The sequence below is a fragment of the Pseudomonas sp. FP1742 genome (genome assembly GCF_030687145.1).
Classification (GTDB): domain Bacteria; phylum Pseudomonadota; class Gammaproteobacteria; order Pseudomonadales; family Pseudomonadaceae; genus Aquipseudomonas; species Aquipseudomonas frederiksbergensis_D.
This window is the reverse complement of record NZ_CP117460.1, coordinates 1,285,955-1,298,635: the sequence shown is the minus strand read 5'-3', so window position 1 is coordinate 1,298,635 and position 12,681 is coordinate 1,285,955. Positions and strand designations below refer to the sequence as shown.

Genomic DNA, 12,681 nt, shown 5'->3' with positions numbered 1-12,681 from the left:
TGTAATACAGCGGCCTACGATGAATAATCAGGACAAAAGCAAAACATTATTGCCATACAGGGATAATCCTGATGTCCGAAAACCGCTGGGAAGGCATCGACGAGTTCGTCGCCGTGGCCGAGTGCAGCCAATTCACCGCCGCGGCTGAACGCCTTGGGGTGTCTTCCTCCCACATCAGTCGCCAAATCGTACGACTGGAAGAGCGCCTGCAGACCCGCTTGCTCTATCGCAGCACCCGCCGGGTCACGCTGACCGAGGCCGGGCAAACCTTTCTGCAACATTGCCAGCGTTTGCAGGATGGCCGCGAAGAAGCATTGCGCGCGGTAGGCGACCTGACCAGCGAACCCAAGGGCATGCTGCGCATGACCTGCGCCGTGGCCTACGGCGAACGATTCATCGTGCCGCTGGTGACTCGCTTCATGGGCATGTATCCGCAACTGCGTGTCGATATCGAACTGAGCAATCGCCCGCTCGATCTGGTGCATGAAGGGCTGGACCTGGCCATCCGACTCGGCCGCCTACAGGATTCAAGATTGGTCGCGACTCGTTTGGCACCACGGCGCATGTACCTGTGCGCCTCACCGTCCTACCTGGAACGGTATGGTCGCCCACACAGTTTGTCGGAGCTGAGTCGTCATAACTGCCTCATCGGCAGCTCGGACATCTGGCAACTGGAGCAGAACGGGCGGGAATTTTCCCAGCGAGTACAGGGAAACTGGCGCTGCAACAGTGGGCAGGCGGTGCTGGATGCCGCGTTACAAGGGGTTGGACTGTGTCAGCTGCCGGACTACTACGTGCTGGAACACCTGAAAAACGGCGATTTGATTTCGCTGCTGGAAGCCCACCAACCGCCGAACACAGCGGTGTGGGCGCTTTATCCGCAGCAACGGCATCTGTCGCCGAAGGTGCGCAAGTTGGTGGATTATTTGAAGGAAGGGTTGGCCGAACGACCGGAGTACCGGAGTTAGCTCTATCAGTGAGTGTCAATGACAGGTTCATTGCCTCAGCTACCGCTTTCGCGAGCAAGCCCGCTCCCACACTGGTTCTGCGTCAGCCCCCAAACATGCAACCGACCGAGATCAAGTGTGGGAGCGGGCTTGCTCGCGAAAGGCGCGACGCGGGGCCCCGCCTGAACACGAAAAGACTTAGCAGCGGTTAGCCCAACGCTGGCGTAACCACTCCAGGTCTTCGGGGCGAGTGACTTTGATGTTATCGGATCGACCTTCTATCAGGCGTGGCGCCATGCCTGCCCATTCCATCGCCGAAGCTTCGTCGGTAATCACCGCATCGGCCACCAGACTGTCCGCCAACGCCCGATGCAACGCGCCAAGGCGGAACATCTGCGGCGTATACGCCTGCCAGATCACACTGCGATCCACGGTTTCCAGCACTCGCCCATGCTTGTCGACCCGTTTGAGGGTGTCGCGCGCAGGCACCGCCAACAGGCCGCCTACCGGATCGTCAGCCAGCTCACTGAGCAATTTATCGAGATCATCGCGCGCCAGATTCGGTCGCGCGGCATCGTGAACCAACACCCAATCCTCATCGTCAGCACCTTGGGCATGCAGATGCAGCAAGGCATTGAGCACCGACCCGGAACGCTCGGCACCACCTTCAACCCGCTGAATACGCGGATCGGCAGCACAGGCCAGGTTCGGCCAGTAAGGATCGTCGATGGCAAGACTGACCACCAACCCCTTCAGGGCAGGATGATCGAGGAAACAGCCGAGGCTGTGTTCGAGAATAGTGCGCCCGCCCAGCTGCAAGTATTGCTTGGGACGGTCCGCGGCCATACGGGCACCGACGCCCGCGGCAGGAATCACGGCCCAGAAGGCCGGTAACAACTCATTCATTGGGCCAACTGGTAAAGGGTTTCACCATCCTTGACCATGCCCAACTCATGGCGAGCCCGCTCTTCAACGGTCTCCATGCCCTTTTTCAATTCGCTGACTTCAGCGTCCATCACCCGATTACGCTCCAGCAACGTCTCGTTCTCGGCGTGCTGATCCGCAATCTGCTGCTTCAGTTCGGCCACTTGCGCCAGGCTGCCATTACCCACCCACAGGCGGTACTGCAGGCCGGCCAGCAGCAAGAGCAAAACGAGGAACAACCAATTGGGACTGCGCATCGAATATCAGGTATCCAGTGAAAAAAGACAGCCATGCCAAAACTTTGAAGCTTCTGATAGCACGAAGCCTGGAAGAACCAGGCTTGTGCTCTTAAGGCATCAGATTAGTGGCAAATCCGTCGCTGTCGCGATTTTTCCGACACAATCCGGTGTCTTTTTATCGTTTACCACTCAGCCGCGGAATTCGCTACGGCCGTTGTACTTGGCTTTGCCATTCAACTGCTCTTCGATACGCAGCAGTTGGTTGTACTTGGAAACGCGGTCGGAACGGCACAGCGAACCGGTTTTGATCTGGCCAGCCGAGGTGCCCACGGCCAGGTCGGCAATGGTCGAATCTTCGGTTTCGCCGGAGCGGTGCGAGATCACGGCAGTGTAACCAGCGGCCTTGGCCATCTGGATGGCTTCCAGGGTTTCGGTCAGGGTGCCGATCTGGTTGAACTTGATCAGGATCGAGTTGGCGATCTTTTTGTCGATGCCTTCTTTCAGGATCTTGGTGTTGGTCACGAACAGGTCGTCGCCTACCAGCTGAGTCTTCTCGCCGATCTTGTCGGTGAGGATTTTCCAGCCAGCCCAGTCGGACTCGTCCAGACCGTCTTCGATGGAGATGATCGGGTAACGCTCGGTCAGACCTTTCAGGTAGTCGGCGAAACCTTCAGCGGTGAACACCTGGCCTTCGCCGGACAGGTTGTACTTGCCGTCTTCGTAGAATTCGCTCGCCGCGCAGTCCAGGGCCAGGGTCACGTCGGTGCCCAGCTTGTAACCGGCGTTGGCCACGGCTTCGGAGATCACTTTCAAAGCGTCTTCGTTGGAAGCCAGGTTCGGTGCGAAACCACCTTCGTCACCGACCGCGGTGCTCAGGCCACGGGCCTTCAGGACGGCTTTGAGGTGATGGAAAATCTCGGTGCCCATGCGCAGACCTTCCGAGAAAGACTTGGCGCCAACCGGCTGAACCATGAATTCCTGGATGTCGACGTTGTTATCGGCATGCTCGCCACCGTTGATGATGTTCATCATCGGAACCGGCATCGAGTAAACACCCGGGGTGCCGTTCAGGTTGGCGATGTGAGCGTACAGCGGCAGGTCCTGGTCCTGTGCTGCGGCCTTGGCCGCGGCCAGGGAAACGGCGAGGATCGCGTTGGCGCCCAGGGTCGCTTTGTTTTCAGTGCCATCGAGCTTGATCATCGCGTGATCCAGCGCTTTCTGGTCGCTTGGGTCTGTGCCCAGCAACAGGTCACGGATCGGACCGTTGATGTTGGCTACGGCCTTGAGCACGCCTTTACCCAGGTAACGGCTCTTGTCGCCATCACGCAGCTCGAGTGCTTCACGCGAGCCAGTGGAAGCACCGGATGGCGCGCAAGCGCTGCCGATGATGCCGTTATCGAGAAGCACGTCTGCTTCCACAGTGGGATTGCCACGGGAGTCGAGAACTTCACGACCTTTGATGTCGACGATTTTTGCCATTGTTGTAAACACTCCAAAGTTGACGAAAACGACGCAGCTGAAGGAAATCTTTATCGTCGGCAAGGGACAGACAGCGGGCAGTCTTGCAGACGATAAGGCTCAAGCCCGAGGGCCTGAGCATTTAAACCGTGCGGTACTTTACCGGAGAAATGAGGTTTACGCGGTTTCTACCGTCGGAAAACTCTTCACCAGTTCGTCCAGTGCTTTGAGCTGGGCCAGGAAGGGCTCCAGTCTGTCCAGACGCAGGGCGCAAGGGCCGTCGCATTTGGCGTTGTCCGGGTCCGGGTGGGCTTCGAGGAACAGCCCGGCCAGCGACTGGCTCATGCCGGCCTTGGCCAGGTCAGTGACCTGGGCACGACGACCGCCAGCGGAATCGGAACGACCGCCAGGCATTTGCAGCGCGTGGGTCACGTCGAAGAACACCGGGTATTCGAACTGCTTCATGATGCCGAAGCCGAGCATGTCGACCACCAGGTTGTTGTAGCCGAAGCTCGAACCACGTTCGCAGAGAATCAACTGATCGTTACCGGCTTCCACGCATTTGTTCAGGATGTGTTTCATTTCCTGAGGCGCGAGGAACTGGGCTTTCTTGATGTTGATCACCGCGCCGGTCTTGGCCATCGCGACCACAAGGTCGGTCTGGCGCGACAGGAAGGCCGGCAACTGGATGATGTCGCAGACTTCAGCGACGACCGCGGCCTGGTCAGGCTCGTGGACATCGGTAATGATCGGCACGCCGAAGGCTTGCTTGATGTCCTGGAAAATCCGCATGCCCTCTTCCAGGCCAGGGCCACGGTAAGAGGTCACAGAAGAACGGTTCGCCTTGTCGAAACTGGCCTTGAACACGTAAGGAATACCGAGTTTCTCGGTGACCTTTACGTACTCTTCGCAGACCTGCATCGCCATGTCGCGGCTTTCCAGCACGTTCATGCCACCGAACAGCACCATTGGCTTGTCGTTGGCAATCTCGATATCGCCTACGCGGATGATCTTCTGCGTCATAAGGTTTACGCCTTCTTCTGGTGTTGAGCCAAAGCGGCTTTAACGAAACCGCTGAACAACGGGTGACCGTCGCGTGGCGTCGAGGTGAACTCTGGGTGGAACTGGCAAGCGACGAACCATGGGTGATCCGGTGCTTCAACCACTTCAACCAGCGCGCCATCACCGGAGCGACCGGAGATTTTCAGGCCGGCCTCGATGATTTGCGGCAGCAGGTTGTTGTTCACTTCGTAGCGATGACGGTGACGCTCGACGATCACATCCTTGGCGTAGCAATCGTGCACCAGGGAACCTGGCTCAAGCAGACAGTCCTGAGCGCCAAGACGCATGGTGCCGCCCAGATCGGACGCTTCGGTACGGGTTTCGACGGCGCCGGTGGCATCTTCCCACTCGGTGATCAGACCGACCACCGGGTGACCGCTGGTGCGATCGAACTCAGTGGAGTTGGCATCTTTCCAGCCCATGACGTTACGAGCGAACTCGATAACGGCCACTTGCATGCCCAGGCAGATACCCAGGTATGGAACCTTGTTTTCGCGAGCGTATTGAACGGCAGTGATCTTGCCTTCCACGCCACGCAGACCGAAGCCGCCCGGCACCAGAATCGCGTCGACGCCTTCCAGCAGCGCGGTGCCCTGGTTTTCGATGTCTTCGGAATCGATGTAGCGCAGGTTGACCTTGGTACGGTTGCTGATGCCGGCGTGACTCATGGCTTCGATCAGCGACTTGTAGGCGTCCAGCAGTTCCATGTACTTGCCGACCATGGCGATGGTGACTTCGTGTTCCGGGTTCAGCTTGGCGTCGACCACGGCTTCCCACTCGGACAGATCGGCGCTGTCGCATTGCAGGCCGAAACGCTCGACGACGAAATCATCCAGGCCCTGGGAGTGCAGAATGCCCGGGATCTTGTAGATGGTATCGGCGTCTTCCAGCGCAATCACCGCACGTTCTTCAACGTTGGTGAACTGCGCGATCTTGCGACGCGAAGAGATATCGATCGGGTGATCGGAGCGGCAAACCAGCACGTCTGGCTGCAGGCCGATGGAACGCAGTTCCTTGACCGAGTGCTGGGTTGGCTTGGTTTTGGTTTCGCCGGCAGTGGCGATGTACGGCACCAGTGTCAGGTGCATCAGCATCGCGCGCTTGGCGCCGACTTCGAAACGCAGTTGACGGATCGCTTCGAGGAACGGTTGCGACTCGATGTCACCCACGGTGCCGCCGATTTCGACCATGGCCACGTCGGCATCGCCGGCGCCCTTGATGATCCGGCGCTTGATTTCGTCGGTGATGTGCGGGATCACCTGGATGGTTGCGCCCAGGTAATCACCACGGCGCTCTTTGCGCAGGACGTGTTCGTAGACACGGCCGGTGGTGAAGTTGTTGTTCTGGGTCATGGTCGTGCGGATGAACCGCTCGTAGTGGCCCAGGTCCAGGTCGGTCTCGGCGCCGTCGTGGGTGACGAACACTTCACCGTGCTGGAACGGGCTCATGGTGCCCGGGTCAACGTTGATGTACGGGTCCAGCTTCAGCATGGTGACCTTAAGTCCCCGCGCCTCCAGGATGGCCGCCAATGAAGCCGAGGCAATGCCTTTCCCCAATGAAGAAACAACACCGCCCGTGACGAATATGTAGCGCGTCATGAAAAACCCTAGAAGTCTGCGTTAAAGCGGTCCGAGCCGCCGGGGAAAGCGAAGGAAGGCCGAAGCCCCCGATCACCTGCATTAATCACAGTGCACCTTTCAAAAAAACCGCCGCGTTGGGACAGACCGGAAGATGAAACACCGGTAGGTTGCTCGCTACACATTTTTTGGAATCGCCCAGCAAAGACTGCTTGGTAATCGGCAACTGCTGCGATTCAGGCGAATCCACAGAAGTTGTATCAAGAAGGGAGCGTAGTCTACCGGAAAGCCCCTTTCAGCTCAAACCTTGATCTTCGATCGGCGGCTGCCAATGCAAATACCAGCCGCCGTGCGTACTGCCATTTAGCCCCCGCAGGTTCGCCACCGCCAGCAATTGCTCGTCCCTGTAGACCAGCGGCAATCTGCCACGGGCGAAGTTCGGCAGACCGCTTTCGTTAAGCAAACGCTTCAAGTCACGGTGACCACGACCAGACAGATTCATGACCTCGCCGCCCTCACGATAGCGGATCTGCAACGGGCCATCGGGGATCTGACCGGTGAGCGAAAGCACACCATTACCCGGCAACGCCTGTGATACCGAGGGATCAGCCCAGGACACCGGGGGTGGCGAACCGCGCAACCAGCCACCCGACAACCACCACAGACGCCCACCGGCCCGATGCATTTCGCCCGCCGCCAGCCGCCAGACCGGACGCGCATCGCCGGTCGCATCGCGCAAATTCTCCCAACCCGACCAGTGGTCACTGTCTGGCAAAGATGTCAGCGGTTTGAGCCAATGACTTAACGCGTTGCGTTGACGAGCGTCGGACAGGGATTGCAGCGGCGCCAGCTCCAGCGACCGCAGACCCAGCCAATCGAAATCACTGGGCGTGCTGGCCCGGGCCAGATCAATTTGCGCCAGGTCGTCGAGCAACCCCTGCGCTTCACTCAGATGCGCAGCACTGCGAGCCATGGTCGCCACCGCTTGCGGCCAGCGCGCGGTCAATACCGGAAACACCCGATGACGCAGGTAATTGCGCGAGAACTGCCGGTCCTGATTCGACGGATCCTCGATCCAGCTCAACTGATATTCAGTGGCGTAGGCCTCAAGCTCGGCGCGAGTGACATCAAGCAACGGTCGCAGCAGATGCCCCCGCCCCAAAGGACGCTCGCTCGGCATCCCCGACAAGCCCCTCACCCCCGCCCCACGCAGCAGCCGAAACAACAGGGTCTCGGCCTGATCGTCACGGTGCTGGGCAGTGAGCAGCACTTCACCGGCCTGAGTCGCCGCGATGAAGGCGCTATAACGCGCATCCCGCGCCGCACGCTCAAGGCTGGCGCCGGGTTCAACCTGAACGCGCACAACCTCCAGCGGCACTCCCAGCGCATCACAGACCGACTGACAATGTTCCGGCCACGCATCAGCCACAGCCTGGAGGCCGTGGTGGACATGGATGGCGGTCAGCGCCGGCAGGGATTGTTTTTTTGCGAGGTGCGCGAGAAGGTGCAGCAGGACGGTGGAATCGAGACCACCGGAGAAGGCGATGCGCCAGGTTGTGGCGGTGCGCCAAGGCGTGAGGGTGCGCAGGAGTCTGGCAGACAGATCAATCGCAGGCTGACTCATATCGATCACTTCGCACAAATCAAATGTGGGAGCGGGCTTGCTCGCGAAGGCGGCGGAACAGCCAACAAATACGTTGAATGTTACATCGCTTTCGCGGGCAAGCCCGCTCCCACAGTTTTTTCTATTGTCAGCCGAATCTGCGTCAGATCAGAGACCGTAGCTCATCAGACGCTCGTAACGGCGGGCCAGCAGCGCGTCGTTGTCGAACTTCTTCAGCATCGCCAGTTGCGAGCTCAGCTCGGCGCGGATCAAGGCTGCGGCAGCGGCCGGATCACGATGAGCGCCGCCCAACGGCTCGCCGATCACTTTATCGACAATACCCAGGCCTTTCAGACGCTCGGCCGTGATGCCCATGGCTTCAGCGGCATCCGGAGCTTTCTCGGAAGTTTTCCACAGAATCGAGGCACAACCTTCCGGCGAAATTACCGCGTAAGTCGAGTATTGCAGCATGTTCAGCTGATCGCAGACGCCGATCGCCAGTGCACCACCGGAACCACCCTCACCGATCACGGTGGCGATGATTGGGGTTTTCAGACGAGCCATGACGCGCAGGTTCCAGGCAATCGCTTCGCTCTGGTTGCGCTCTTCGGCGTCGATGCCCGGGTAAGCGCCCGGGGTGTCGATGAAGGTCAGGATCGGCATTTTGAAACGCTCGGCCATTTCCATCAGGCGGCACGCCTTGCGGTAGCCCTCAGGGCGCGGCATGCCGAAGTTGCGACGAACCTTCTCGCGCACTTCACGGCCTTTCTGGTGGCCGATGATCATCACCGGCTGGTCGTCCAGACGGGCAACGCCGCCAACGATGGCAGCGTCGTCGGAGAAGTGGCGGTCGCCGTGCAACTCATCGAACTCGGTGAAGATATGTTCGATGTAGTCCAGGGTGTACGGGCGACGTGGGTGACGTGCCAGACGAGCGATCTGCCAGCTGGTCAGTTTGCCGAAGATATCTTCGGTCAGCGTGCTGCTTTTGTCCTGCAGGCGGGAGATCTCATCGCCGATATTCAGCGAATTGTCATTACCGACCAAGCGCAACTCTTCGATCTTGGCTTGCAGGTCGGCGATCGGCTGTTCGAAATCTAGAAAATTCGGGTTCATAGGCGTCCGTCTTGGGTCGACGTCCAAGATAGCTTGGGCCGGCCGGTTGTCTATTCGCGCCCTACCTTAAGGGACAGGCGCGTTCAGGTCGAGATTAAAAGTTTTGATCGAGATCGGGTGCGTTCCAATGGTAAGGAATGGCACCTGACCGTCAACGGTATTGGAGGAAGACGTTGTCTCGCCCGAACTGGTCACGCAGGGCTTGAATCAAGGCATCCGCCGGGTCGATCCGCCAGGTCTCGCCGAACTGCAACAAGGCCTTCGCATCGGGACTGGTGTACTCCATGGTAATCGGGCACGCGCCGCGGTGGCGCTTGAACAGCTCACCCAGCCAGCGTAGCTGATCGCCTTTCAAATCCTTGGTATGCAACTTCAGGCGCAGGCTTTCGGCCAGGTTGGTGCGCGCATCTTCCATGCTCATCACCCGCTTGACCCGCAACCGCAGGCCGCCGGAGAAGTCGTCGTTGCTGACCTCGCCTTCGACCACCACCATCGCGTCGGTCTGCAACAGCGACTGCGCGGAATGGAACGCATCGGCGAACAACGAGGCTTCGATCCGCCCGGAGCGGTCGTCGAGGGTGATGAACCCCATTTTGTCGCCCTTTTTGTTCTTCATCACTCGCAGGGCGATGATCATGCCTGCGACCGTCTGGGTATCGCGAGCCGGCTTCAGGTCGATGATGCGCTGCCGGGCGAAGCGACGGATCTCGCCTTCGTATTCGTCGATCGGGTGCCCGGTGAGGTACAGGCCCAAGGTGTCTTTCTCGCCTTTCAGGCGCTCCTTGAGGGTCAGCTCCTTGGCCTTGCGGTGATTGGCGTAGACATCGGCGTCTTCTTCAACGAACAGACCGCCAAACAGATCGGCATGCCCGCTATCGTGAGTGCGAGCGGTTTGTTCGGCCGCCTTGATCGCCTCTTCCATCGCGGTCAACAACACCGCGCGGTTGCGGTCGATGTTGGCCTGATAGGCTTTCTGCTCATCGTGGAAATACGGGCCGAGGCGATCCAGGGCACCACTGCGGATCAAACCGTCGAGGGTGCGTTTATTGATGCGCTTGAGGTCGACCCGGGCGCAAAAATCGAACAGATCCTTGAACGGCCCGTCTTGCCGCGCCTCGGTAATCGCTTCGACCGGGCCTTCGCCCACCCCCTTGATCGCACCCAGACCGTAGATGATGCGGCCTTCGTCGTTCACCGTGAACTTGAACTCCGAGGTGTTCACGTCCGGCGCGTCGAGGCGCAGCTTCATGGTCCGCACTTCTTCGATCAAGGTCACGACCTTGTCGGTGTTGTGCATATCCGCCGACAGTACCGCAGCCATGAACGGCGCCGGGTAGTGAGCTTTCAGCCACGCGGTCTGGTACGACACCAGGCCGTAGGCAGCGGAGTGGGATTTGTTGAAGCCGTAACCGGCGAATTTCTCTACCAGGTCGAAAATGTTACCGGCAAGGTCAGCGTCGATATTGTTGGTGGCGCAACCTTCAATGAAGCCGCCGCGCTGCTTGGCCATTTCTTCGGGTTTTTTCTTACCCATGGCTCGACGCAGCATGTCCGCGCCGCCGAGGGTGTAACCGGCCATGACCTGGGCAATCTGCATCACCTGTTCCTGATACAGGATGATGCCGTAAGTCGGCGCCAGGACGGGCTTGAGGCCGTCGTACTGGTAGTCCGAGTGCGGATACGCGAGTTCCGCGCGACCGTGCTTACGGTTGATGAAGTCGTCCACCATGCCCGATTGCAGCGGGCCCGGACGGAACAGGGCCACCAGTGCGATCAAGTCTTCCAGGCAGTCGGGCTTGAGCTTTTTGATCAGCTCTTTCATGCCGCGCGACTCGAGCTGGAACACCGCCGTGGTTTCGGCCTTTTGCAGCAGTGTGTAAGTCGGCTTGTCGTCCAGCGGGATGAACGCGATGTCCAGCGGCGGCTCGTTGACCTTGGCGCGGTCGCGGTTGATGGTTTTCAGCGCCCAGTCGATGATCGTCAGGGTTCGCAGGCCGAGGAAGTCGAACTTCACCAGACCGGCAGCCTCGACATCGTCCTTGTCGAACTGGGTTACCAGACCGTCGCCCGCTTCGTCGCAATAGATCGGCGAGAAATCGGTGAGCTTGGTCGGCGCGATCACCACACCACCGGCGTGCTTGCCGACGTTACGCACAACGCCTTCGAGCTTGCGCGCCATTTCCCAGATTTCCGCGGCCTCTTCATCGACCTTGATGAAGTCGCGCAGGATTTCTTCCTGCTCGTAGGCTTTTTCCAGGGTCATGCCGACTTCGAACGGAATCATCTTCGACAGACGATCCGCCAGGCCGTAGGACTTGCCCTGCACCCGCGCCACGTCTCGGACCACAGCCTTGGCCGCCATGGAACCGAAGGTGATGATCTGGCTCACCGCGTTACGGCCGTATTTCTCGGCCACGTAATCGATCACACGGTCACGACCGTCCATGCAGAAGTCGACGTCGAAGTCGGGCATGGAAACCCGTTCCGGGTTCAGGAAACGTTCGAACAGCAGGTCATATTCCAGTGGGTCGAGGTCGGTGATCTTCTGTACATAAGCCACCAGCGACCCGGCACCCGACCCACGGCCAGGACCGACGGGTACGCCGTTGTTCTTGGCCCACTGGATAAAGTCCATCACGATCAGGAAGTAACCGGGGAAGCCCATCTGGATGATGATATCCAGCTCGAAATTCAGCCGGTCGACATAGACTTGGCGCTTGGCTTCGTAGTCTTCGGTGGTGTCCTTGGGCAGCAGAACGCTGAGGCGTTCTTCCAGGCCGTCGAAGGAAACCTTGCGGAAATATTCGTCGATGGTCATGCCATCGGGAATCGGGAAGTTGGGCAGGAAGTGCTTGCCCAGTTTCACTTCGATGTTGCAGCGCTTGGCGATCTCGACCGTGTTTTCCAGCGCCTCAGGCAGATCGCTGAACAGCTCGGCCATCTCCTCGGCGCTTTTGAGGTATTGCTGATCACTGTAATTCTTCGAACGCCGCGGATCGTCAAGGGCACGGCCCTCACCGATGCAAACGCGGGTTTCGTGAGCTTCGAAGTCTTCCTGCTTGATGAAGCGCACGTCGTTGGTCGCCACCAGCGGCGCGCCGATTTTCTCGGCCAGGGCCACGGCGCCGTGCAGTTGTTCTTCGTCGTTGGGGCGGTTGGTGCGCTGGACTTCCAGATAGAAACGATCCGGGAACACTGCCATCCACTCGCGAGCCAGGGTTTCAGCTTCGTCCGGATTGCCGCCGAGCATCGCCAGACCGATCTCGCCCTCTTTCGCCGCCGACAGCATGATCAAACCTTCACTGGCTTCGGCTACCCACTCGCGCTCGATGATGATCGAGCCGTTGCGCTGGCCGTCGATGAAGCCACGGGAGATCAGTTCGGTGAGGTTGCGATAACCCGTGGCGTTCATCGCCAGCAGGCTGATCCGGCTCAAGGGGTTGTCCGGATCCTTGTTCGACAGCCACAGGTCGGCGCCGCAGATCGGCTTGATCCCGGCCCCCATGGCAGCTTTATAGAATTTGACCAGAGAACACATGTTGTTCTGGTCGGTGACCGCCACGGCAGGCATGTTCATGCCGACCAGGGTCTTGACCAGCGGTTTGATCCGCACCAGACCGTCGACCAGGGAATATTCAGTGTGCAGGCGTAGATGAACGAATGAAGCCGGCATAGTGATCCTGTCTAGAAACTAGAAACGTGAAGACAACAAGGCCCGGATTGTACCGGGCCTTGGCGAAAACATCAGCCTGCGA

9 protein-coding genes are annotated in these 12,681 nt (G+C 59.3%); 1 reads left to right on the top strand and 8 read right to left on the bottom strand.

The genetic code is table 11. The annotated features are described in order from the left end of the window. Positions 1-71 precede the first annotated feature (71 nt). Complete coding sequence (locus tag PSH64_RS05670) at positions 72-968, top strand: LysR substrate-binding domain-containing protein (RefSeq protein WP_105340283.1); 897 nt, start codon at positions 72-74, stop codon at positions 966-968. Positions 969-1,145: 177 nt separating this feature from the next. Here the strand turns inward: PSH64_RS05670 and ispD are convergent, their stop codons facing one another. The 8 genes from ispD to dnaE all read right to left on the bottom strand — a co-directional run bounded on the left by ispD (position 1,146) and on the right by dnaE (position 12,599). Beyond that, a complete protein-coding gene (gene ispD / locus PSH64_RS05665) occupies positions 1,146-1,853 on the bottom strand; it encodes a 2-C-methyl-D-erythritol 4-phosphate cytidylyltransferase (RefSeq protein ID WP_105340282.1) in 708 nt (235 codons plus the stop codon). Next, entirely contained in the window at positions 1,850-2,128 is a 279-nt protein-coding gene (gene ftsB / locus PSH64_RS05660) for a cell division protein FtsB (protein WP_105340281.1), read from the bottom strand. The genes ispD and ftsB overlap by 4 nt, the downstream gene beginning before the upstream one ends. A 171-nt stretch (positions 2,129-2,299) precedes the next feature. After that, a complete protein-coding gene (gene eno / locus PSH64_RS05655) occupies positions 2,300-3,589 on the bottom strand; it encodes a phosphopyruvate hydratase (protein WP_093436567.1) in 1,290 nt (429 codons plus the stop codon). 156 nt (positions 3,590-3,745) lie between these two features. Further along, a complete protein-coding gene (gene kdsA / locus PSH64_RS05650; protein ID WP_305480183.1) occupies positions 3,746-4,591 on the bottom strand; it encodes a 3-deoxy-8-phosphooctulonate synthase in 846 nt (281 codons plus the stop codon). Positions 4,592-4,596: 5 nt separating this feature from the next. Beyond that, a complete protein-coding gene (locus tag PSH64_RS05645; RefSeq protein WP_007940520.1) occupies positions 4,597-6,228 on the bottom strand; it encodes a CTP synthase in 1,632 nt (543 codons plus the stop codon). Positions 6,229-6,502: 274 nt separating this feature from the next. Further along, positions 6,503-7,831, bottom strand: a complete 1,329-nt coding sequence (gene tilS / locus PSH64_RS05640) for a tRNA lysidine(34) synthetase TilS (protein ID WP_305480182.1) — start codon at positions 7,829-7,831, stop codon at positions 6,503-6,505. A gap of 147 nt (positions 7,832-7,978) precedes the next feature. Next, positions 7,979-8,926 carry an acetyl-CoA carboxylase carboxyltransferase subunit alpha gene (locus PSH64_RS05635; protein WP_105340279.1) on the bottom strand — a complete coding sequence of 316 codons (948 nt, stop codon included), beginning with the start codon at positions 8,924-8,926 and terminating at the stop codon, positions 7,979-7,981. A 151-nt stretch (positions 8,927-9,077) separates the two neighbouring features. Further along, a complete protein-coding gene (dnaE, locus tag PSH64_RS05630; RefSeq protein WP_105340278.1) occupies positions 9,078-12,599 on the bottom strand; it encodes a DNA polymerase III subunit alpha in 3,522 nt (1,173 codons plus the stop codon). Positions 12,600-12,681 lie beyond the last annotated feature (82 nt).